The organism is Rhodococcus sp. 1R11 (assembly GCF_004563845.1).
In the GTDB taxonomy this organism is placed as follows: domain Bacteria; phylum Actinomycetota; class Actinomycetes; order Mycobacteriales; family Mycobacteriaceae; genus Rhodococcoides.
The window spans coordinates 120102-142955 of the sequence record NZ_SPNG01000011.1; the positions used below are offsets into that span (position 1 = coordinate 120102).

General features: G+C 64.9%; 21 protein-coding genes. 7 read left to right on the top strand and 14 right to left on the bottom strand.

Going from position 1 to position 22854, the window contains the following annotated elements; genetic code table 11:
- Positions 1 to 9: 9 nt before the first annotated feature.
- Both E4P29_RS19265 and E4P29_RS19270 read right to left on the bottom strand, forming a co-directional pair.
- Entirely contained in the window at positions 10 to 732 is a 723-nt protein-coding gene (locus E4P29_RS19265; protein ID WP_027495389.1) for an ABC transporter ATP-binding protein, read from the bottom strand.
- Positions 722 to 1543 (bottom strand): ABC transporter ATP-binding protein, encoded by an 822-nt coding sequence (locus E4P29_RS19270; protein WP_245154404.1) that lies wholly within the window; start codon positions 1541 to 1543, stop codon positions 722 to 724. The genes E4P29_RS19265 and E4P29_RS19270 overlap by 11 nt, the downstream gene beginning before the upstream one ends.
- Positions 1544 to 1691: 148 nt before the next feature.
- Between E4P29_RS19270 and E4P29_RS19275 the strand changes: the two genes are divergently transcribed.
- The 4 genes from E4P29_RS19275 to E4P29_RS19290 all read left to right on the top strand — a co-directional run bounded on the left by E4P29_RS19275 (position 1692) and on the right by E4P29_RS19290 (position 7707).
- On the top strand, positions 1692 to 2996 hold the full coding sequence (locus E4P29_RS19275) for a helix-turn-helix domain-containing protein (RefSeq protein WP_280634552.1): 1305 nt from the start codon (positions 1692 to 1694) through the stop codon (positions 2994 to 2996).
- Between the two features lie 229 nt (positions 2997 to 3225).
- On the top strand, positions 3226 to 5451 hold the full coding sequence (locus E4P29_RS19280; RefSeq protein ID WP_135046753.1) for a VanW family protein: 2226 nt from the start codon (positions 3226 to 3228) through the stop codon (positions 5449 to 5451).
- Between the two features lie 169 nt (positions 5452 to 5620).
- Positions 5621 to 6112 (top strand): flavin reductase family protein, encoded by a 492-nt coding sequence (locus tag E4P29_RS19285; RefSeq protein WP_135046754.1) that lies wholly within the window; start codon positions 5621 to 5623, stop codon positions 6110 to 6112.
- A 983-nt stretch (positions 6113 to 7095) separates the two neighbouring features.
- Positions 7096 to 7707: a hypothetical protein gene (locus tag E4P29_RS19290; protein WP_135046755.1), complete on the top strand. Its 612-nt coding sequence runs from the start codon at positions 7096 to 7098 to the stop codon at positions 7705 to 7707.
- A 348-nt stretch (positions 7708 to 8055) separates the two neighbouring features.
- Here the strand turns inward: E4P29_RS19290 and E4P29_RS19295 are convergent, their stop codons facing one another.
- Positions 8056 to 9891, bottom strand: a complete 1836-nt coding sequence (locus E4P29_RS19295; protein ID WP_135046756.1) for an acyl-CoA dehydrogenase — start codon at positions 9889 to 9891, stop codon at positions 8056 to 8058.
- A gap of 79 nt (positions 9892 to 9970) precedes the next feature.
- Complete coding sequence (locus E4P29_RS19300) at positions 9971 to 10594, bottom strand: class I SAM-dependent methyltransferase (RefSeq protein WP_135046757.1); 624 nt, start codon at positions 10592 to 10594, stop codon at positions 9971 to 9973.
- Between the two features lie 148 nt (positions 10595 to 10742).
- Between E4P29_RS19300 and E4P29_RS19305 the strand changes: the two genes are divergently transcribed.
- Entirely contained in the window at positions 10743 to 11177 is a 435-nt protein-coding gene (locus E4P29_RS19305) for a MarR family transcriptional regulator (protein WP_032367083.1), read from the top strand.
- A gap of 5 nt (positions 11178 to 11182) precedes the next feature.
- Here the strand turns inward: E4P29_RS19305 and E4P29_RS25990 are convergent, their stop codons facing one another.
- From E4P29_RS25990 to E4P29_RS19325, 5 genes are all read right to left on the bottom strand, one after another.
- A complete protein-coding gene (locus E4P29_RS25990) occupies positions 11183 to 11344 on the bottom strand; it encodes a hypothetical protein (RefSeq protein ID WP_167735538.1) in 162 nt (53 codons plus the stop codon).
- Positions 11345 to 11521: 177 nt separating this feature from the next.
- Entirely contained in the window at positions 11522 to 12178 is a 657-nt protein-coding gene (locus E4P29_RS19310; protein WP_135046758.1) for a DUF2064 domain-containing protein, read from the bottom strand.
- Positions 12175 to 12828, bottom strand: a complete 654-nt coding sequence (locus E4P29_RS19315) for a glycosyltransferase family 2 protein (RefSeq protein ID WP_135046759.1) — start codon at positions 12826 to 12828, stop codon at positions 12175 to 12177. The genes E4P29_RS19310 and E4P29_RS19315 overlap by 4 nt, the downstream gene beginning before the upstream one ends.
- Entirely contained in the window at positions 12821 to 13879 is a 1059-nt protein-coding gene (locus E4P29_RS19320; RefSeq protein ID WP_135046760.1) for an NAD-dependent epimerase/dehydratase family protein, read from the bottom strand. The genes E4P29_RS19315 and E4P29_RS19320 overlap by 8 nt, the downstream gene beginning before the upstream one ends.
- Positions 13876 to 14673, bottom strand: coding sequence for an S-methyl-5'-thioadenosine phosphorylase (locus E4P29_RS19325; RefSeq protein WP_135046761.1), 798 nt, complete (start codon positions 14671 to 14673; stop codon positions 13876 to 13878). The genes E4P29_RS19320 and E4P29_RS19325 overlap by 4 nt, the downstream gene beginning before the upstream one ends.
- A 79-nt stretch (positions 14674 to 14752) precedes the next feature.
- On the opposite strand from E4P29_RS19325, the gene E4P29_RS19330 reads away from it, so the two are divergent.
- The gene (locus E4P29_RS19330) at positions 14753 to 16069 is read left to right on the top strand and encodes a hypothetical protein (protein ID WP_135046875.1); all 1317 of its coding nucleotides are present in this window, start codon (positions 14753 to 14755) and stop codon (positions 16067 to 16069) included.
- On the opposite strand, the gene E4P29_RS19335 is transcribed toward E4P29_RS19330, so the two are convergent.
- The 5 genes from E4P29_RS19335 to E4P29_RS19355 all read right to left on the bottom strand — a co-directional run bounded on the left by E4P29_RS19335 (position 16056) and on the right by E4P29_RS19355 (position 21499).
- Complete coding sequence (locus E4P29_RS19335; RefSeq protein ID WP_135046762.1) at positions 16056 to 16721, bottom strand: methyltransferase domain-containing protein; 666 nt, start codon at positions 16719 to 16721, stop codon at positions 16056 to 16058. The two genes, E4P29_RS19330 and E4P29_RS19335, sit on opposite strands and share 14 nt — an antisense overlap.
- Positions 16718 to 17188, bottom strand: a complete 471-nt coding sequence (locus tag E4P29_RS19340) for a hypothetical protein (protein ID WP_135046763.1) — start codon at positions 17186 to 17188, stop codon at positions 16718 to 16720. The genes E4P29_RS19335 and E4P29_RS19340 overlap by 4 nt, the downstream gene beginning before the upstream one ends.
- Before the next feature lie 103 nt (positions 17189 to 17291).
- Positions 17292 to 17981, bottom strand: coding sequence for a hypothetical protein (locus tag E4P29_RS19345; protein WP_135046764.1), 690 nt, complete (start codon positions 17979 to 17981; stop codon positions 17292 to 17294).
- 154 nt (positions 17982 to 18135) lie between these two features.
- Complete coding sequence (locus E4P29_RS19350) at positions 18136 to 19722, bottom strand: GMC family oxidoreductase N-terminal domain-containing protein (protein ID WP_135046765.1); 1587 nt, start codon at positions 19720 to 19722, stop codon at positions 18136 to 18138.
- 28 nt (positions 19723 to 19750) lie between these two features.
- Positions 19751 to 21499: an aldehyde dehydrogenase family protein gene (locus tag E4P29_RS19355; protein ID WP_245154405.1), complete on the bottom strand. Its 1749-nt coding sequence runs from the start codon at positions 21497 to 21499 to the stop codon at positions 19751 to 19753.
- 164 nt (positions 21500 to 21663) lie between these two features.
- Between E4P29_RS19355 and E4P29_RS19360 the strand changes: the two genes are divergently transcribed.
- Complete coding sequence (locus E4P29_RS19360; protein ID WP_135046767.1) at positions 21664 to 22851, top strand: helix-turn-helix domain-containing protein; 1188 nt, start codon at positions 21664 to 21666, stop codon at positions 22849 to 22851.
- Positions 22852 to 22854 lie beyond the last annotated feature (3 nt).

Here is a 22854-nt window from a genome sequence, read left to right on the forward strand (position 1 = left end):
CGGCTTGCTCTAGAACCCGAGATAGGCGTGTCGGAGGGCGTCGTCCCCGGCCAAGGTGTCGGCCGGGCCTTCCACCGCGACCTTGCCCAGATCGAGGACGACGGCATGTTCGGCGATCGACAGTGCACTTCGTGCGTTCTGTTCGACGAGCACGACCGTCATCGATTCGGAATCGACGAGTGCGCGCAGCGTTTCGAAGATCTGTGCGGCGACTTTCGGTGCCAACCCGAGCGACGGTTCGTCGAGGAGAAGAACCGACGGCGTTGCCATCAGTGCTCGACCGATCACCAGCATCTGCCGTTCTCCGCCCGACAGCGTGTGCGCCGACGAGGTTCGCCGTCCGGTCAGCGGTGGGAACATGTCGTAGATGCGATCGAGGGTCACGGCATCGTGACTTCGGTTGCGTCCCAATGCTCCGAGTCGGAGATTCTCGTCGACGGTGAGTTCCGCGATCACCCCACGACCCTCGGGGACGTGCGCAAGCCCTTTGCGGGACATGCGATCCGGAGGTATGCCGACGATGTCGACGCCGGCGAGCTCGATACGCCCCGACGTCGGCTTCAGGAGGCCGGAGACAGTGCGCAGCAGCGTGGTCTTTCCGGCACCGTTCGCTCCGAGTACGGCGGTGATCGTGCCCGCGGTGACGGTCATCGACACCGAATCCAGTGCGGTGACCGGCCCGTAGTGCACGGTGAGGTCGGTGATCTTCAGGTGTGTCGCGTCAGTTGTCATGTGCCACCTCGTTTCCGAGATATGCGGCCAGTACGGCCGGATCCTCGCGAATCCGATCCGGTGTGCCTTGGGCGATGACCTTGCCGAAGTCCAGAACGTAGATCCGGTCGCACACGGTCATGACGAGGTCCATGTGGTGTTCGACGAGCATGACCGATGTGGCCGGTCGGTCCGGCTGGGAATCCTTGTTTGCTGATGTGAGAGAGCGAATTTCGTCACCGAGTTCGCTCATTTCGTCGTTGGACAGGCCCGAGGCGGGTTCGTCGAGCAGGATCAACGACGGTTCGCTCACCAGTGCGCGCGCGAGGGCTACGCGCTTTCGGACCGCGTAGGGCAGGCTCGGTGGCAGCCGGTGCGCGTAGCCGTCGATGCGCAGTCGTTCCAGGGTGTTCATGGCGGTCGCGCGGACCGCCGCGTCGTCGGCCGCGCTCGAGGGAAGGCCCAGCAGGCCGCTGACAATTCCGGTGCGTGCCACTCGGTCGGCACCGACCATGACGTTGTCCAGCACGGTCATTCGATCGAACAGTCCCAGCCCCTGCAGCGTTCGGCTCATGCCGAGCCGGGGCAGGTCGTGTGGGCGGAGGTGGCTCAAGGTCTCGCCGTGTCGGGCAAGGGTTCCCGATCGGGGTCGAACGAGACCGCACGCAACGTTGAACAGTGTGGTCTTGCCTGCCCCGTTGGGTCCGATGACGCCGAGGACTTCGCCGGGTCGTACCTCGATGGTCACTCCGGAGAGCGCGACGATGCCGCCGAAGGACACGTCGACGTCCGTCATGGTGAGGACCGGATTCATCGTGTCGAGAGAGTTCAAGTGATGCACCTCACAATCTGTTGGGTCCACTATGGGGCGTGCAGCACAACGCGCGGTATGGGCGCTTCGCACAGAATGTTTGGGTGTCTGGGCACCAGTAACGGTCAAATCACCCTGTGATGTGGGCTCTGTGCGCAAAAATGAGCGGATGGCTTCTTCCGGGGTTCGGCGCGCGTCGTCGCGTTCCGCTGCGCGCGGCGCGGTGAACCCCTCCGACCAGGAGAAGATCCGCGGTGCGTGGGCCGCGCTGTTGCCGCGGGCGGATGCGATCGCCGACTCGATCACGCTGGCGCTGATAGAGCAGGAACCCGCATACCTGGCAAGCACCACTCCTGACATCGCCGGCGAAATTCGTCGCAGTACCCGCGCGCATATCAGCCAGGGCCTACGCACGCTGTCCGGTCTTGCGGCCGCGGGCGACAACGCCCGAGAGGTATGGCGTCGCACCGGGAGAGAGCGTGCACGCCAAGGCATTCCGATGGAGTTGGTGCTGAAGGCGTACACGCTCGGAAGTCGGACACTGTGGGAAGAACTGATGCTCGAGCGTGAACAATGCAGATCCGTGATCGACGAGCATCTACTCCTGGTCGCCGGTCAACAGTTGTGGAGAGCGCTGGACAGTCAGTACGAAACTCTTGTCGAGGCGTACCGCCAGGAGAGCGCGCGTATGCAGCAGCGCGATCTCGCCAATGTGCTGGTGATTCTCGACGGCCTCCGGTCGGGCCGAGGCGGCGATCCGGCTTTCGTGATCGAGGCCCGCGCGACCCTCGGCCTTTCGGCCTCACAGCAGATTGCCTGCGTGGTCGGTCCGCTCGACGATCAGGGGTCGCCTCCGCTCCCCGCGCCCGAGGACGCGATGGATCAGATCGGCGCAGTGTCGCACTGGAACACACGGGACGGGCATCAATTCGCGCTCGTGGCGCTCGGGACCGGATCGTGGAGATCGGTCATCGACGCCCTTGCCGCGCGGGCGGTCGGCCCGGTGGGTGTCGCGCATTCACCCGAGGGAGTGGCGTCGTTCGCGGCGGCGTATCGCCTGGCGGCACTGACGGCCGAGACCATCACCGAAGACAGTGGCGTCGCGTTGGCGACGGACCGATTGCCGAGGGTGATCATGGCCGCCGACGATCAGTCGTCGGAACTGTTGGTTCGCCATGCGCTCGGCGCTTTGTTCACGCATCCGGAACCGCACCGAGAAACGTTGCTCGACACGTTGGCGCACATGCTCGCTTCGGACGGTTCGCCCACCAACGCCGCGAAGGCGCTCTACTGCCATCGCAACACCGTCATCTATCGGGTGCGTCGAATCGCGGAGTTGACCGGGCGTGATCTCACCGACGCACGCGACCGGCTTCTGCTCACTCTTGCGCTGGTCAGGACGGGACATTGGGCGCGGGCCGTCGAGCAGGACGACTGTTCGACGGCCCGCGGTTCATTCAATCGAATGAAATGACGATGGCAATTCCGAACTCGCTGTAACGAGTGGTTGAAGTCTGCATATATTCCGTGTGGCTCCGTACTGCTGCCTGACCCCCGACCCGGCAGCAGTGCGGGGCCTTTTTGCGTACGGCGCATGCGAGGGTCTCGGAACGAGCGGTGCTGTGCGGTTTGCGTAAGCTCGTTCGCGGGGTACGCCGCGCAGCAGGCCGGAATATGTATCGACGGTCCTGGAAGGGTCGAAAGTGAGCGAGGGCAACAGTAGGTCGGGTGACGCGCCGAAGGGTGCCGAGCCGAGCCCCGACGTACCGCCGTACGACACGCCGACCGAGGTGTTCCGGGCCATCCGCGACGACTCCGAAGCCCCGAAGCATGCAGTGCAGCCTGTCCCCGAGGGCCAGGACGCCCCTGAAGCCGAGGCGAACGAAGTCGAGGCTGACGAAGCCGAGCTGACACAGGCCGACGGAACCGCATCCGATGGCACTGCGGAGATCGAGCACTCCGAGCCTGTTGCCGACCTCCATACCGACGGTGATTCGGATGGTGCCCCGATCGACGGGGCCGAGTCTCCTGCACCGGTCACGGAGGCACCGACCACACCGGTGGCGGACGAATCACCGACGGTGGCACAGCCCGTTGTTTCCCCACAGTCGCCTGACGCCGGGCAGCCTGAGCCATCGGCCGGCTCTCCCTCTACTCCCTCCGAAAACGGTTCGTCGGAGCCCGTTGGATCCGGGTTCACCCCGCCGTGGAAGAAAATTGCCATCGGTACCGGCGCGGTGGTTGCCGTTCTCGGGCTGCTGTACGCGGCGGACTGGATTGCCTCCAGCGATCGGGTTCCGCGCGGCGTGACCGTCGCCGGCATCGAGGTGGGCGGCAAGAGTCATTCCGACGCCGAGGCCGTGCTGCGTGCCGAGCTGGGACCTCGCGCGGAGCAACCGATTCAGGTGGGCATCGACGACCGACAGGTCGAAGTCTTGCCTGCCGCAGCCGGGCTGGGAGTCGACTGGAATGCGACGCTCGATCGCGCGGGTACGCAGCCCATCAACCCGATCACGCGTCTGACGTCACTGTTCGGCAGCCGGGAGATCGGCGTCGTCTCGACCACCGACGAGCAGGCACTTGCGGTCGCCGTGGACGGCCTTCGAGCGGAGACGGACCGCGAGCCCGTCGAAGGCGATGTCGTCTTCGAAGGCGGTGCCCCTGTAGCCGTCGAGCCGCTGGCCGGGCGGGTACTGGACGCCGACGGAACGCGTCGAAACCTGCAGACCGAGTGGTCGACGGGTGCGACCGAGGTCGTCTACGAATCCACGCCCGTCACTGTGACGCAGGATGCGGTCGATCAGGCTCTGTCGAACGTCGCGGCGCCCGCAGTGTCGGCACCGGTGGTCATCGAAGGTCGGCAGAACGTCGATGCGACGTTGCCGGCGGACCGTGTGGGTGAGGTGCTGCGCTTCGACCCGGACGGGCAGGGCGGCCTGACTCCGATCTACGACACCGGCGTCGCCACCGGAATTCTTGCTCCGCAGCTGGTCCGCACCGAAGTTCCACCCAAGGACGCGTCGTTCACATTCACCGGCGGAGCTCCCACCGTCGTGCCCGGGGTGATGGGTGAGCTGGTCGAGTGGAACAAGACCCTCGAGCAGCTTCCCGCTCTGCTGGCTGCAGACGGTCCCCGCTCGGCCGAGGCCGTCTACCAACCGGCACCGCCTGCCCTCACCACCGAGGCGGCACAGAATCTCGGTGTGCGAGAAGTGATCGCGGAGTACACGACCGGAGGTTTCGAGTACGCGTCGGGCGTGAACATCGGGCTCACCGCGCAGATCGTCAACGGGGCGCTGGTCAAGCCGAAGGAAACGTTCTCGCTCAACGGGTACACCGGCCCGCGCGGTACCGCCCAGGGCTTCGTCGAGTCGGGAATCATCGACAACGGGCGACCCGATCGTGCCGTCGGCGGCGGCATCAGCCAGTTCGCGACGACCCTATACAACGCGTCGTACTTCGCGGGCATGGAAGACACCGATCACACCGAGCACAGCTACTACATCAGTCGATACCCCGAGGCCCGGGAGGCGACGGTCTTCGAAGGGGCCATCGACCTGAAGTTCACCAATCCCAACGACACCGGCGTGGTGATCGAGTCGTTCGCGGATTCGTCCAGCGTGACCGTCCGGCTGTGGGGCACGAAAACCGTCGACGTCGAGTCCATCACCGGCCCGCGGACGCGGCCCACCTCGCCGAATACCGTGACATTGCCGGCCGGTGCCGGCTGCGTCGCGTCCGGCGGGGGACCTGGATTCACCGCCAGTGACACCCGGGTGATCAGCGACTCCGCGTCGGGCAGCGAGATCTCGCGCAATACCAGAACCGTGAAATACGACCCCATACCGATCGTCAAGTGCGTCCAGCCCGACCGGCCGGCTCCGGCGCCCGAACCCGACGACGCCCCGCGCCCGAACGACGACGAGTGACGTCCTGTGCTCGACGTGTCACTTCGAATCACGCGGATTCGGACTGTGGCGTCGACGCTCGATCGGGTGTTTGCTGGACGTAGACGTATGCCCGGAACGAATGCCGCCGCGACGAGGTTGCACAGTACAGGTGCGCTCGGCACCGCAAGATCGAAAGGGAGCTTCCTCCATGACGCTCACACGCACCGTCCTCGATCAACAGACACTTCGTGAGGCGTACGCGCAGTTCCCCAGTGGCGTCGTGGCGATCGCTGCGAAGATCGACGGTGTCCTGGTGGGCTTGGCGGCCAGTAGCTTCGTATCGGTATCGATCGATCCGCCGTTGGTAGCGGTGTGTATTCAGAACACGTCGACCACGTGGCCGAAGCTGGAAATTGCGCCGAACATCGGCGTCAGCGTGCTCGGGGAAGCACACAACGATGCCGTCCGCACTCTGGCTGCGAAAACCGGCGACCGCTTCGCCGGTCTCGATCTCACCGTCACCGACGGAGGCGCGGCCTTCATCGTCGGTGCCACCGCCTGGCTCGACACCACCGTCGAGCAGCAAATTCCAGCGGGCGATCACGCAATAGTGTTGCTACGCATCCATTCCTTGGAAGTGCAGAGCGAAGTGAACCCAATCGTGTTCCACGGCAGCAAGTTCCGCAAACTCCAGCAGTAACCGCTGTTCGACTTGGTTCGGCCCCCTTCAGCCTGTTCGCTTCGCCCACCGGTTCGGCCCCCTTCAGCCTGTTCGCTTTGCCCACCGGTTCGGCCCTGTCCGCCCACCTTCGGCCTGTTCGGTTCGCCCTCCGGTTCGGCCCTGTCCGCCCACCTTCGGCCTGTTCGGTTCGCCCTCCGGTTTTCGCAAACGCGCGCGCACTTGCTGAACGCGCGCGAAATAGTGGCCCAATCGTGGGCAATTCTGCGCGCATCTGACAAATGCGCGCGCGTTTGTCGGATCGGTCTCGTGAAGTCGGCCAGCGACGCTTCGCCGAGCCGGTTCTCCTGGTGGTGCAGCTGCGCTTCGCTCGGTGCGGCCTCGTTTGCTCGTCCACCTGTTTCGGCTCCGTCTGCTTCGCAAACGCGCGCGCACGTGCTGAACGCGCGCGAAATAGTGGCCCAATCGTGGGCAATTCTGCGCGCACCTGACAAAAGCGCGCGCGTTTGCGGGACTGACAGCTAGGCGAACTGGTACGCCGGTACCTGTATTCATCCACAAGCCCGGAGTTGTGCACAGTCGTCAGCTTTCGAGCTCGACTCCGTCGACGCATGGCCGAGACTCGGAGCATGAAGGACGACCGAATGATTCGACGCTCCGAGGCGCTGGCAGACGGGAGCGCCGATCACGAGTTGCGCGCAATGTATGAGCGGGGTGGCTGGGAGCGTTTTGTGAATGGCGTCTACGTTCCGTCGTCGAGATTGGCCGGGCTGACAGAACAGGAGCGGCACAGACTGTTGATCGATGCGATTTTGCCGATCTTGTCCGGTGGTTACGTCGTCAGTCACCGTTCGGCTGCACTACTGCACGGATTACCCTTACCCACTGGCGGATTGGACAAGGTTCACATCACCCGACACCGCCGCGGCGGCGGTCGTACGAATACAGCTGTGACCGTGCACTGTGCACCGTCCTTGTCGAGCGTGACGGTCGACGGAGTCTCGGTGACCTCGCTGGCTCGGACAGTGGTCGACCTTGCTCGAACCGAGACGCTGCTGTCTGCGTTAATCGCAGGTGACGTGGCTTTGAAGTGCTGTGACGAGAATGAGCTCGACGCGGAGTTGCAGCGGGCTCGGGGCTGGAAAGGTGTGGCGCAGGCGCGACGAGCCGTGAACCTCATGGACGGGCGCAGCGAGAACCCGGGGGAATCGCAGAGTCGAATCATACTGCGCCAGGGTGGATTCGACGTCGAGTCTCAGGTGGAGATCCTGGATCCAAGTGGGCGATCGGTGGCACGGATCGATTGGATGGTCAATGGCCTCGTCGTATGCGAGTTCGACGGTAAAGCCAAGTACACCAAGTACTTGCGACAGGATGAGAACCCCGGCGACGTGGTGTTCAGGGAGAAGGTACGGGAGGACGCGGTGCGCGATCTCGGATATCCGGTGGTGCGCTGGACCTGGGCGGACCTGGCGAATCCAGCAGAGTTGGTGGCGCGCGTTGCCCGAGCTGTAGAACGGGCCGCTGCCTTGCCGCCACCGCGAGGGAGCGTGCGAATTACATCGAGTGGCGAGCAAACGCGCGCGCATTTGCCGAACGCGCGCGAAATCGCCTAGAAATTCCGCAGAATCCGCGCGCATCTGACAAACGCGCGCGCGTTTGCGCCAGGGCTGGGGGAAGCGTCGCCAGGGCTAGGGGAAGCATCTACGGGGGAGCGTCTACGTGGGTCGGGTTCGGTGACCGTAGCGCGTGAAGTCCATCGGCCCCGGCTAGGTCGCAAACGCGCGCGCATTTGCCGAACGCGCACGAAATTGCCTAAAAATTCTGCAGAATTCGCGCGCATCTGACAAACGCGCGCGCGTTTGCGCCGCTACGCAGGCCGTCAGCCGAGGCGAGACCGACGGCGCACAAACAACAACGGCCGCACCCGAGAAACAGGTGCGGCCGTCGAAGGTTTCAGAGAATCAGAACGCTGCTTCGTCCAGTTCCATGATGTCGTTGTCGATGTTGGTGAGGATGGCCCGCGTGGCGGTGAGCTGCGGCAGGATGTTCTTGGCGAAGAACGAGGCCACCGCGATCTTGCCCTCGTAGAACGCCTTGTCCTTGCCCTCTGCGCCGTTGTCCAGTGCGGCGATGGCGATTTCGGACTGACGCAGCAGCAGCCAGCCGATGAGCAGGTCGCCGAAGCCCATGAGGAAACGCACCGACGCCAGGCCGACCTTGTACAGCTCGGTGGGCTGGTCCTGTGCGCCCATGAGGTGCTGGGTCATCGAGGTGACGATGGCCTGGACGTCTTCGAGGGCGGTAGCGAGCAGTGCGCGCTCGGCCTTGAGGCGTCCGTTGCCTGCTTCGCTGTCGATGAACGACTTGATCTGTCCGGCAACGTGAGCGAGGGCTACGCCGCGGTCGCGGGCGATTTTGCGGAAGAAGAAGTCCTGCGCCTGGATGGCGGTGGTGCCTTCGTACAGCGAGTCGATCTTGGCGTCGCGGATGTACTGCTCGACGGGGTAGTCCTGCAGGAAGCCGGAGCCACCGAAGGTCTGCAGCGATTCGGCGAGCACCTGGTAGGCGATCTCCGAGCCGACGCCCTTGACGATGGGCAGCAGCAGGTCGTTGACGCGGTAGGCGATGTCTTCGTCGGCGTCCGAGACCTGCTTGGCGGTGATCGGGTCCTGGTGCGCGGCGGTGTAGAGGTACACCGCGCGCAGGCCCTCGGAGTACGCCTTCTGCATCATGAGGCTGCGGCGCACGTCGGGGTGGTGCGTGATGGTGACGCGTGGTGCGGTCTTGTCGGTCATCTGGGTCAGGTCGGCGCCCTGGACGCGCTCCTTGGCGTACTCGAGTGCGTTGAGGTAGCCGGTGGAGAGGGTGCCGATTGCCTTGGTGCCCACCATCATTCGAGCGTGCTCGATGACGTCGAACATCTGCGCGATGCCCTTGTGGACCTCGCCGACGAGCCAGCCCTTCGCGGGGATGCCGTGGCCACCGAAGGTGAGCTCACAGGTGGCGGAGGCCTTCAGGCCCATCTTGTGCTCGACGCCGGTGACGAAGGCACCGTTGCGCTCTCCCAGTTCACCCTTCTCGAAGTCGAAGAGGATGGACGGAACGAAGAACAGGCTCAGGCCCTTGGTGCCTGGTCCGGCACCTTCGGGGCGGGCGAGCACGAGGTGGAAGATGTTCTCGAAGAGGTCGTCGGAGACGGCCGAGGTGATGAAGCGCTTGACGCCCTCGATGTGCCAGGAGCCGTCGTCCTGCTTGATTGCCTTGGTGCGTCCGGCGCCGACGTCGGATCCGGCGTCGGGCTCGGTGAGAACCATCGTGGCACCCCACTGGCGCTCGACGATGACCTTCGCCCATTCCTTCTGCTCATCGGTTCCGTTGTGGTACAAGATGTTTGCGAATCCGGGGCCTGCGGAGTACATGAAGGCTGCGGGCTGTGATCCGAGGAGCATCTCGTTCATGCCCCAGAGCAGGTTTCGGGGTGCTGCCGTGCCGCCGACTTCTTCGTCGAGGCCCACGCGCCACCACTCGCCGTCGGCGAGGGCCTTGTAGGACTTCTTGAAGGATTCGGGAAGCTTCAGGCTGTGGGTTTCGGGGTCGAAGACCGGGGGGTTGCGGTCTGCGTCCGCGAAGGACTCGGCGAGCGGGCCCTCGGCCAGGCGTACTACCTCGCGCAGCATGTCACGGGCTACTTCACCGTCCATGTCGCCGAAGTTGTCGCCTTCGAGTGTCTCGTCGAGTCCGAACATCTCGAAGAGGTTGAATTCGAGGTCCCGGAGGTTGCTCTTGTAATGGCCCATTGCTCGTTCGCTCTCCAGTCGGTGGTGCGGTCTCGTGAGTACCGCCCAAGTTAGCTACTCGTCGGTAACTTAACGGATATTACCCCCGATCGGTTCCGCTGCCAAGGGCGGACCTACTCGCCAGTAATAGAGCGTCGATCGCTGTGCCGCCGCTCACGTCTCGATACCGGTTCTCGGCCGTGGTGACGGTGAGTCGGTCCCCGGCGTCTGCCGCCAGATCTTCTGGCGTGTAGAGGATTTCGGGTTCCTGTGGGCCGCCCACGCCGGCGGTGATATTCGACGAGTGGTGTCCGAGAATCATGAGGATTCCATCAGGTTTCAACGCGGACACGGCAGCCGATACGGCTCGGCGTCGCTCTTCCGGGGGCAAATGGAGGTAGAACATGAGCACCAGGTCATAGTTGGGCTCGGTTGCCAGCTTCGTCACATCTGCATGTATCCAGGTCAGGCGCTCGCGCACCGACCTCGGGGCCGACTCGGCCACTCGACTCGCCCGCGTCAGTGCCACCGACGAGAAGTCGACGGCGTCCACGGTCCAGCCCCGTGTCGCGAGCCAGATGGCGTTGCGGCCCTGGCCGGCCGCCAGATCGAGGGCTCGACCGCGCGGCAGCGTCGTCGCGAGTTCGACCAAGGTGGCATTCGGAGCCTCGCCGTAGACCAGTTCTCGGCGTTCGTACTTGCGGTCCCATTCGGCAGCGTCCACGCCGGAAGCCTAATGGGAACTGCTACAGCGTGGCCCGTAGCAACAGCACGCTCTGCTGGAGGTTTCGAGTTCGGGCTGCGACATGAATCAACTCGTGGCCGGTTTCTCGAATCGGGCGAATACACCTCGGTGTCGTAATCTGGACACCGTGAGTGATTTACCCGATTCCCAGTTGGCGCGGGATCTGTCCGTCAGTGCGATGCGGCTGAATCGGAGACTGCGTCTGCGCCATTCGAGTGACCGGTTGCCGGTGGCTCAGTTGTCGATTCTGACGACGTTGTTGCGCGAGGGGCCGATGACGACCGGTGAACTGGCTTCTCGGGAGCGAATCAAGCCGCCGTCGGTGTCGCGGTCGTCGCATCAGTTGGTCGAGGCCGGCCTGATTGTCCGTGAGCCGCACCCGACCGACGGCAGACAGGTGGTGCTGCAGTTGACCGAGGCGGGCGTTGCGACTGCTCGCGACGAAGTGGCGTCTCGCGAAATCGCTCTTGCCGAACAGTTGGACGAGTTGTCGGCTCGGCAGCGGGAAACGTTGGCCGCAGCGTCGGCAATCCTGATCGAATTGGTCGATCGAGTCGACTGAGACCGTCAGTTCTCGTGTTGAACTTCGCGATCGAGACCGTCGATATTCCACTCGAGGGTGGATCCGAGTTCCTCGGAGTCTCCTCGGTGTGCGACGCGGCCGAGGACGGTGGCGACTACTGCTGCGCACACCATCCAGACGACTACGCCTATCAGCAACCCGGTCATGTGACACTTTCTAGCACTCATGTCTGAGAAATCGCCGTGAAACGGTGGTTATGAAGTGTTGCGGTTCGATATACGTCGCGCGCGGTCCGGCAAATACGACAAAGCGAAGCCTCTTGCTCCCCAACGGATGTAGAGACCTGAAGGATTGTTTTTCCGTCGCTTCGTCGAAATATCGAATTACCGAGTGTCGCGTAATTGTTCGACGACTCGGCGAAAGTGACTGTTCGGTGTGCACATGCTCGACACCACGTCGAGATCGGATTCGAAATCCACATCCCGCAATTCCGACACCATGGTGACCTCGGCACCCGCGGCAGTGAGTGCCGCAAGAGTGTCGACGCCCGTCGACGGTGCCGACATCGGTACGGTCGACAATGCCCGGGCCCGAGACGGATCCCGCAGACCCAGGATCCACCAACCGCCGTCCTCGGCCGCACCCAGTAGATCGGTGTCGGCGAGCAACGCGGCTGCTTCGCTGAGTAGTCGCCCGGTGACCTGCGGGGTGTCCATACCGATCTGAAGTACCGCACCCGCGGCTGCCGCGTCGGCGTGCGCATTCGCCAGCCGTTCGCCCAGTCCGTCGCCGCGCTGCGGGATCACCGTGAACGACGCGAGGGCTCGGGTGAGTTCCTCGGCGCGGGCCGCGTCGTGAAGATGGCCGGTGAGGGCAACGACGCGATGGTCGACGTCGGCTGCCGTGACGGCGTCGAGGGTGTCGAGCAGCGCGGCAGCTGCCACCTCGGCTGCGGCCGCATCGCCGATCGTTGCGGCGAGGCGAGTCTTGGCGAGTCCTGGAACGGGTGCTTTGGCCACGACGAGGGCGGTGACGGTCACGAGAGCACCTTCCAGAAGTCCCGCACGGCCACGATGGTGCCGCGGACCGAGCCGGAGACCTTGGACGTGCCTGCGGTTCGTGGCCGGTAGTCCACGTCGTGTTCGACGACGGTCCAGCCGGCCTCGGCCGCGAGCACGAGCAGCTGCAGCGGGTAGCCGGAGCGTCGGTCGGTGACATCGAGGTCGAGCAGTGCCTGTCGGCGGACCGCTCGGATGGCACCCAGGTCGTGTACGGGCAACTTGTACTTGGTCCGAAGTCGAAGAGACAGAACGGCATTGCCGATTCGTGCGTGCAGCGGGGAACTTCCCTTGGCGGGCCGGCGACGGCCGACGGCCAGGTCTGCGCTGTTCAGTGCAGCCACCAGGGTGGGTAGGTCGCGTGGGTCCATCGAGCCGTCTCCGTCGAGCACGCAGACGATTTCGGTGTCGGCGGCGAGGACGCCTGCGTGCACGGCGGCACCGTATCCGGGGACGGTTTCCGCTACCACTGCCGCGCCGTGGGCGGCTGCCACCGCGGCGGTGGCATCGGTCGAGTTGTTGTCGACGACGATCGTTCGATATCCCGGCGGGATCGAATCCAGCACGGCCGGAAGCGATTCGGCTTCGTTCATGCAGGGAATGACGACGGTGACAGATCCGGGCTCAGACACGGGGTGGGCCCGTTCCCTCGGCGTCGCGCAACGGTGCGTCGGCGAACGCGGTGAGACCCTCCTGCGGCAGGATCTGCGCGCGAAATCCCAGGACCTCTTCTGCCCGCTGTGGACTGGCGACGATGTGCCGTACGTCCCCGGCTCGGTACTGGGCGGTGATTTCGGGCGCTGGTCCACCCCTCGCGTCGGCGAGAACGGACGCCACCTCTCCGATGGTGATCGGATGACCCGAGCACACGTTGAGCGCGGTGAAGCCGTCCAGTTCGGCGGAGATGGATGCGATGTTCGCTGCTGCCACGTCGTGCACGTGAACGAAATCGCGGGCCTGCTTGCCGTCCTCGTAGACCGTGGGCGGTTTCCCGAGCTCGAGCGACGATCGGAACATGGCTGCCACACCGGAATACGGGGTGTTGCGCGGCATGTGCGGGCCGTACACGTTGTGGTAGCGCAGTGCGACGACGGAACCACCGGTAGCCAGTGCCCACGCCGAAGCGTAGCTCTCCTGCGCCAGTTTGCTCGCTGCGTAGGTGCTGCGCGGTTGTAGCGGTGAATCCTCCTCGACCAGTAGCCAATCGAGTGGCTCCCCGGACGCGGGGTCCCGGTTGTCGAACAGCCCGGCGTCCAGATCGGCCCGGGTGCGCGGCCGGGGCACGACTGTCTCGCCGGAGGAATTGAGGTAACGCCCCTCGCCGTAGACCACCATCGACGATGCCAGCACCAGGCGGGAACACCCTGCCTCGTACATCGCCGCGAGCAGGACTGCGGTTCCGAAGTCGTTGTGACTGGCGTATGCCGGCGCGTCCGCGGCGTCGACACCGGCACCGACGACAGCAGCCTGATGGCACACGACATCCACGCCGCGTAGGGCATCGACGAGTGAATCCTTGTCGCGCACATCCAGATCGGTGATGCCCTCGGCCTTCGCGCCCGGTCCGTGGGCGGAATCCAACATCGCGTCGACGGCAACGATCTCGAGATCGGTGTCGCGCGCTGCGTCGAGAATGTGGCCTCCGATGAATCCGGCTGCGCCGGTGAGCAGTACGCGTGTCACGGGAGCTCGATGGGCAGTGCAACTCCGGCGTGCACCCGGCAGTGCGGGCAGTCGCCTGTCGGCGCATCGCGTACTGCCGATCGGACGAGCGCCTTGAGCGGTTCGATGTTCTTCTGGAATTCGGCGAACACATCCACTGCCTTGACTCCCTGGCCGGATTCGATTCCGGCGTCGAGGTCGGTCACCAACGCTATCGGTGCGTAACAGAGTTCGAGCTCGCGGGCCAGGACGGCTTCGGGATGACCGGTCATGTTCACCAGTGTCCAACCTTGGCGCGCGAACCACTGGCTTTCGGCACGAGTGGAGAACCGAGGGCCTTCGACGACCACCATGACACCGCCGTCGACCGCGGACCCCTGGACAGCCGCGTTGCGCAGCTCCCCGCAGTACGGATCCGCGAATTCGACGTGGATGCCGCCGTTGTCGAAATAGGTTTGGGTCCTGCCGGACGTCCGATCGACGAGTTGATCCGGAATCACGACGGTTCCCGGACCGTATTCGGCCACCAGCGATCCCACGGCACACGGGGCGAAGACGCGGCTGACACCGAGCATGCGCAGCGCCCACATGTTGGCCCGATACGGCAGGGTGTGCGGCGAGAATTCGTGAGCGCGGCCGTGTCGAGGAAGAAACGCGACTCGTCGTCCTTCCACCTCGCCGACGGTGATCGGTGCGCTCGGGGATCCGTAGGGGGTGTCCAGCTCGATCTCTTCGGCGTCGTCGGCGAAGAACGAGTAGAAGCCACTGCCGCCGATCACCGCGATTTCGGCGCGTACCCCCGCTTGCGTGTTCATCTACCCATCCTCCATCACCGTCGGTCGATATGCTGGTCCGAAACCGTGTTCGTCTTCAAGTCCGCAGGGAGAAAACACTATCCGTTACTGGAGAGAAGCCGTAGCCGGTGCGCTGGCCGTCGTGCTCGTTGCCGTCGCGTTCGTCGTTCCGTATCTGGGCAACGAGATCGTCACCCCGATCATCAACAGAACACCGCAGCAGGTGCGCGATTTCGCCGATGCCGCACCGCTGTTCGGCTTTCGTGATGTTCATGTCGGATGGGGAACGCCGTTCGCCGTCCTCATCGCGGTGGCTACCGTGCTGTGGGGACCGACCGTGGCTCGACGCCTGTCCTGGACGCGGCTGTTGTTCGTCGTGTGGGGTGTGTCGGCGGCGTGGACGATGGCGCTGGCGATGGTCGACGGTTGGAAGCGTGGGTTCGTCGACCGGTTGGCGTCGACCGACGAGTACCTGCACGAGGTGCCCGGCATCACCGACATCCCCGCGACGCTGCGAGGATTCTCCGAGCGCATTCTGGACTTCCAGGCGGATTCGTGGACCACGCACGTCTCGGGCCATCCGCCCGGTGCGCTGCTGACGTTCGTCTGGCTGGACCGTCTCGGTCTGAGCGGCGGGGCCTGGGCAGCAACGCTGTGCGTGTTTGTGGGAACCAGTGCCGCAGTTGCCGTGGTTCTCACGCTCGGTGTTCTGGGCAACGAGGACATGGCCAGGCGCGCAGCACCGTTCGTGGCGATCGCTCCGGCAGCGATCTGGATCGCCGTCTCCGCCGATGCGTTCTATGCCGGGGTCGCGGCGTGGGGTGTCGCGCTGCTGGCGGTCTCGACGAAGCGCTGGCTGTGGCCCGCATCGATCGGTGCAGGAGTGTTGCTCGGTTTCGGCATCTACCTGAACTACGGCTTGGTGTTGATGGGACTGCCCGCGGTTGCGGTACTGATAGCCGGCAGAAAGGTTCTGCCGTTCCTCGGTGCGGTGATCGGTGCCGTGCTCGTAGCGGGGATCTTCACGGCGTACGGATTCTGGTGGTACGACGGGTACGAGCTGGTGCAGGAACGGTACTACCAGGGCATCGCCAAGGATCGTCCGTTCGAGTACTGGGGCTGGGCGAACTTCGCTGCACTGTTCTGTGCGCTGGGTGTGGCTGTGCCGGCGGCATTTCCGCGCATCGCCACGCGGGTGCAGCCGGTCAACCTGTTGGTGCTCGGCGGCCTCGCGGCGGTGGTGATGGCCGATCTGAGTCAGCTGAGCAAAGCGGAGACGGAGCGAATCTGGCTGCCGTTCGCGATGTGGATGTTGATCGCCCCGGCGGTGCTGCCGCGTCGAACACATCGATTCTGGTTGGCGCTGCAGGTGATCGGGGCTTTGGCCGTCAATCATCTGCTGTTCACGAATTGGTGAGCGGAGTCGGCGTCATCTGCGCGAACCAGCGGCCGTCGATCGGAGCCACGTCGACCATCTGGAGGCCGGCGGCGCGGGCGAGGTCGGCGGTGGCGTCGGCGCTGACGCTCGACCAGGCGAACCAATCGCCCACCATGGTGTCGGTTTCCCAGCGGACGGTGCGGTGCCGAATGCCGGAGTCGCTGGGTTCGTCGACCTCGGCGATGATGGCTCCGTGTGGTGCCAGCAGGTCGGCGGCTCGGCGGAGCAGGCGCACCGGATCTCCGCCGATGCCGATGTTGCCGTCGGCAAGCAGTACACACGACCACGTGCCGGTACCGGGCAAAGGCTCGAAGAGGTCACGGAGAACGGCATTTCCGCCGCGGCCGATGGTCAGGTCGACGGCAGTCTTGGACGTGTCGACGCCGAGCGCCGAGAGCCCGCGTCGGGCAAGAGCCTCGGTCAGCCGGCCGGGCCCGCAGCCGAGATCGATGGTGGACCCGGTACATCGGCTGATCATGGCGTGGTCGGCTCGGCGATCCTCTGCCGAGGATGCGCTCCCACCCATCCAGCGGGCTGTGGGCAGACGTTCTCTCGAGCCGTCGGAATCGCCGATCCAGCAGGGCAATCCAGCGGCGGCGCGGTGAAAAAGGGTGTCTGCGGTGACGCTCATGTTCGGCTCCGTACCACGGTGAAGCGAATGAAGTAGACGAGGGCGCTGGCGGTGAACAACACGGCCGTCAGGACCAGCCATCGTTCCAAGAAGGGGTCTTGGGTCAAACCTGTTGCCGCTCGGTAGGTTTCCGCGCCCTGGGACAGTATTCCGGGGAAGAACATCACGAACGTCAGTGCGGTGCCGAGAGCGGGAACGCGAATGTAGTTGACGGGCGAGACGGTCAGCTGCAGTCGTCCGAGCCCGGTGAGAAGGCGATCGGCTGCCGAATAGAGTGGGAACAGGACCGCGTCGTGCAGCAGTACCGATCCGAAGAACCAGACGGCAATGGAATGCCACCAGATGTCGCTGTTCCACAACGTTTTCGGACCGGCTATGTGGACGACGTAACCGACCAGAGCGAAAGAGAACAGCAGGCCGACGGCGTGCAGAGGGTGGCCGCCGTATATCCGTCGGAAGGCTCTCATTCCGAAATCCCCTGTCGCGTCGACGAAACGGCTGTGAAAGCACCAGAGCGCGAGCAGCACCGACGTCGGTCGGTAACTGCCCGCGCACGGGTTCAGGAAGAGATTACGCGGCGGTCTTGACCGTGATGGTCGCAACGCCGACGAGCAGTCCCGGGGTGACAGCGTCGGTCTTGAACGTGTCGTTGAGCAGTCCGGCTGCGGTCTCCGAGATCTTCACCTGGGTGCCCTGCAGGATGGCGGTGTTGTCGGGGCCGGTGGCCAACGGCTGCAGGGTGCGGCCGTCGAGGTCGAACAGTACGGCGTCGGCAGCAGCCTCTTCGCCGTTGACCGTGACGTCACCGGTGAGCAGCGAGGTGCCCGGATCGATGTCGAAGTTGGTCAGCTCGACCACGGTCTCGCCTGCGGTCAGCGACAATCCGCTACCGTCGTGGTTGATCTCGCCCTGCACGTAGGGGTCGACCGTGCCGGGCTCCCAGTACTTCACGTCGCCACCGGTGATCGGGAAGCGAATGGAACCGTCTGCGAGAGTTGCGGTTCCGACAACGCCCGGTGTGAGGCCGAGGGTGGTCAGTGCGCCCAGGAAGCCCGGGTCGAGGGCAACTGCGGTGTCGACGCCGTTGCTGAGGTCGTCGACCTCGGCTGCGGGCTCCGGGGTGCTCTCCATTGCCTCGGAGGCAGAAGAGGTGGCCGATTCGACGGTGCTGGATGCGTCGTCGCTGGAGCATGCGGCGAGCGGAACGATGGTGAGTGCACCGATTGCGGTGGCGGCCAAAGCTTTACGAACAGTGAACATGTCGGTCAACCTTCCGTGCTCGTCTCTCGAGCGTTGTGGGTGATTCGGCGCTGCTTGCCGATCGGATGGGTCTTCATCGCGATGCTTGCATTCAAGCGTGCCGACCTGTTACCCCACTGCGCGAACGGTCAAACCAGACATGTTCACGTTCGGCTCAGCCCAGGATCAGATCCGCGGCTCGTTCGCCGATGATCACCGACGGTGCATGGGTGTGGCCGCGGATGATGCTGGGCATGATCGATGCGTCGGCGACACGGAGGCGGTCGACGCCCCGAACCCGCAGCGCGGCGTCGACGACGCTGCCGGCATCGTTGCCCATCCGCGCGGTGCCCACCGGGTGGTACAGAGTGTGCGCGTTCTGCTCGAGGGCCTCGGTGAGCAGATCCGCCGGGGAGATGTTCGACGCCACCCTGGGGCGTACGACGTCCCCGAGCTGCCCCTTCAGAGACGGGGTCTCCGACAGCGCGACGCACACGCGCAGTCCTTCGATCATGGCTCTGCGGTCCATGCCGTCGGGGTCGCTGAGGTAACGCGGCTCGACGATGGGCTTGGCCAGGGGGTCCGCGGACCGGAGGGTGATCTCGCCTCGGCTCTTGGGTTGCAGCAGGACGGTGCCGATGACCGCGGCGTGTGCGTCGGCGGCGATCAGGCCTTCGTCGAAGAACGGGGCCGGCCCGAAGATGAGTTCGAGGTCCGGCAGCGGCAGGTCTTCGCGGCTCCGGATGAAGCCGTATGCCTCTGCGACGTTGGAGGTGAGCATGCCGCGTCGGCGCGCGAGATAGTTGATGAGCTCGGGAATCTTCTCGGCGTGGAACAGGGAGTCCTTCTCGGTCTTCCATCCGATGAGGGCAGCCAGGTGGTCGAGGAGGTTCTGCCCGACGTCCGGCGAGTGGTGCTGTACAGCGATGCCGTGGGTTTTGAGCTGCTCCTGGTCTCCGATGCCGGAGAGCATCAGCAGCTGCGGGGTGTTGATGGCTCCGCCGGACAGAATGACTTCCTTGTGTGCGCGCACCGTATGGGTGACGCCGTCGGAGGTGTATTCGACGCCGACGGCGGCGCTGCCCTCGAACAGAACCCGGGTGGCCTGTGCCTCGGTGAGGACGGTGAGGTTGGTGCGCTTCTTCGCCGGGCGGAGGTAGGCGTCGGCGGTGCTCCAACGGGCACCGCGCTTCTGGTTCACCATGGTGCGGCTGAAGCCCGTGGGTTCGGGCAGGTTGGGTGTTTCCACCGAGTAGCCGGCTTCCTCGACGGCGGAGAGGAAGGACGAGGTGAGCGGGCGTGAGCTGCGCTGGTGGGACACGATCAGCGGACCGCCGGTTCCGGCGTCCAGTTCGGTTGTGCCCTCGATGTTTTCGATCTTGCGGAAGTAGCCCACGAGGTTGCGGAACGACCACGAGTCGTCGGAATTGGCTGCCCACTCGTCGTAGTCGGCGGCGAATCCGCGCACCCACATCATGGCGTTCATCGACGACGAGCCGCCGAGCATCTTGCCCCGCGGCCAGTAGATGCTGCGGTCGCGTAGCCCCGGCTGCGGTTCGGTGAGGTAGTCCCAATCGACCTCGGTACGAAAGAGTTTGGAGAACGCGGCGGGGATGTGGGCAAACTTGTTCTTGTCTTCCGGGCCTGCCTCGAGCAGGATCACGCTGTTGCGAGGATCGGCGCTGAGACGGTTGGCCACCACTGCGCCGGCCGAGCCCGCGCCCACGACGATGTAGTCGGCAGTTGTGTTCTGTGTGCTCATGGTTGTCCTTCGGGTTCGTCGGCGCTGCTCAGCCGCGCAGGGCGGAGGCGAAGATCGCCGGCAGTTTGGTCCAGGACGGTGCTCCGGCGAATGCGGTGAGCAGTTTCCCGGTCGATGCCGCGGTCTTGTTGGTGACGAACCACGGCGGCTTGGGGGAGATGGACATCTCTCCGCTGATCAGCGACCTCGACAGTGGGCGGAAGGGTCCGCGCACGACGGTTCGTTCGGCACCGTCGATCAGTAATGCGTTGTGCACGATGCCGATTCCGCTCTGGACATCGTCGACGGTATGGCCGGGGAACGCGCCCCAGGTGGCCGACGCCGTGAGGAAGCCGAGGGCAGTCCAGGCATTGACGGCAATGGTGCCGTAGCGCAGGTCTGCAAGCATGGAGTCGAACTTCTCACCGAGTTCCTTGATGGTGCTCGGCGTGCCGATGATGTTGATGCCGAGGGTGCCGGTGAACTCCTCGTTGGCCGTCTGCACGGCTTTGGCGGCGAAAGCTGTACCGCTGTAGGGCAACTCGATGACGCCCATCACGGGTGCGAAGTACTCGGTCTGCAGAAGCGGTGCGTACTCGCCCGGATCGAGGTCGGTGATGAGCACTCGGCCACCGCCGTCGCCGAGCCGTTCGGCCGACGGGTACGTGGCGGTGGCGTCGGACACTCGTCTGTCGCTGCCCGGGTAGTAGGGGGCCCGGGCCGGTGCCCGGTCGAGTGCGGCCCGCAGAGCTGCGATGAACTCGTCGCGCTGCTTCCATTCCGAGGACAGTACGACGACCTGCGAAGCGACACAGTTGTATCCGCTGTTGTGCAGTCGCTGGGTGGCTACGTGTTCGGCTTGGAACTCGATGTCCGCGCGGCTCCACTCGCCCGGCAACACGATGGTGGGTGAGACACCGCCGAGTTCACTGGAAATCTCCTTGGTCAGGATCGGCCGGTTCGCCGCCTTACGGGCGGCACCGTCGGGTCCCGGCCCGAAGACGATGGCGTCGTGGGTGATTGCGCTGCCCGTCATGTGGACGTGGTCGACGCGATCGTGGTTGACCAGGTAGGTGCCGACGTCGGCCCCGCCGGTGAGCAGACGCAGGGCCCCGATGTCCACCAGTGGCGCGAGTATCTTCTCGAAGACCGGCAGCAGCGGGTCCATGATGGGGTTGAGCTTGAGCGCGACGACTCGGTTGAAGGCGATGAGTTCGTACAGGGCGTCGAGCGGCGCGATCGAGCTGATGTTGCCTGCGCCCAGTACGACGCCGATTCCCGCGGTGCGCGTCGGGTCGAGTTGGGCGAGGCCTGCGGTGCGCTGTGCGGTGGCACGGTCGATTCCGGGCCGGAGCCACACCTCGGCACTGAATCCGTTGAGCAGCAGCTTCTCGAAGTTGTTGAGCGGCAACACCGATACGGTCGTGCGTCCGCCCGGAGCTGTTCCGAACTTCACTCCGGCCAGCGGGCTGTCGCCTGCCTCGAGCGCCGAGAGGGTGTGTGCGAGCGTGCCGAGTCCGCCGAGAAGCGAGTACGGGCCGGAGAGCCACTCCTCACCGAGCAGGCTGGACGAGGGGTCCAGGCCCTTGATCGACGCGGCGGCGGTCACCCATTCCTGTGCGTGCGTCGTGGTGAGGGCATGCATGCGCTCGAGCAGTGCCCGGCGGTCGGCCAGACCGAGGCGGCCCCAGGTGTGCTCACCTGCCGCGAGGTCGGCAAGAGCGGTGTCGACCGCCGAGGAGGCGTCCGGTCCGTTCGTCGGTACAGGCTGTAGGTGTGGGGTGACTTCGCTGGTCAACTTCTTGTCTCCACTCGTCGTTCGGATACACGGCTTCGACTGTGATTCTGGTCGTATTCGGGGCGGCATGCCATGGGCCACGGCTGTCAATCGGGCGCAGCGGATTGTGCCGTCGCACAGTTTGGGTGTGGTGTGGCTTACATCCGCCGAGCTATGGTTCAGTCATGACCACCACCGAGTCCGCTCTGCATCCGTCACCGACCGAGCTGGCGGCGACGATGCTCGACGACGTGGACGAGCTGGCGAGCGAACTGGTCCGGCGCATCCTGGGAGCCGAGCACGCCTATCTCGAGGCGACGCTCCTCACCGCGGATCAACTCCACGAAGCGTCTCGCAGCAATCTGGCCTCGATGTTGGGCAAGCTGTCCGGGCGTGCACCGGTTCGACTCGAGTCGGCGCAGCAGGCGGGCAGGCTCAAGGCCGAGCAAGGTGTACCGCTGGCGGCATTGCTTCATGCGTTCCGGCTCGGTGGCAGGCTGGTCTGGGACGAGTTGATGGTGCGTTCGCACGGCCGGGCCAGCCACGCGCTGCTGGACATGGCTGCGCAGGTGTGGGCATTGGTCGACGTGTATTCCGATGAGGCGGCCGAAGCGTATCGAGAGAGCGCAGATATGCGAGCCCGCGAGAGCGCCGAAGCCCGCGGTCGCCTGATTCGGGTGCTGTTCGCCGACCATGCCGCGAATCCGGCCGCGGCGGCGGATGCCCTGCGTGCGTTCCGAATTCCGGATCGTGGCTTTTTTGCGGTGGTATCCCAGGAGCCCTCGTCGACGGGACTCGGTATCGAAGGTGTGGTCGCTCGGTTACGGGCCGTGGGTACCGAGTCGGTGTGGGATGCCGAGGTGGACGGCAGCATCGGATTGTTCTGCGCCGCTCGGGAATCCGACATCGACACGGCACTGGTCACCATCGGAGAACTGTGCCCGGGACGGATCGGTGTCAGTTCGGTGTTCCGGTCGCCGTCGGGTATCGGTGAAGCTGTGGGGCAGGCCCGTCTGGCCCGTTCGTGCAGCTTCCCTGATTCTGTGCCGTCGACGCCGGTGCGTTACGACTCGGTACCGGTGCCGTTACTGCTCGCGCGCGACCCGAAATCCGGCCGAATCGCGGCCCGTCAGATTCTCGGCGATCTGTTGGCGTTGCCCCGCGCTGAGCGGACGAGTCTGCTGGCGACTCTCGATGCGTGGTTCTCGTGCGGTGGCTCCACCAAGGATGCCGCGGAACAGCTGCACTACCACCGCAATACGGTGTTGTACCGATTGCGGCGTATCGCGGAACTCACCGGCCGCGACTTCCGTGATCCCGTGCAGGCCGCCGAACTCTACGTAGGACTTCGAGCCCATCAACTACTGACCTGACGG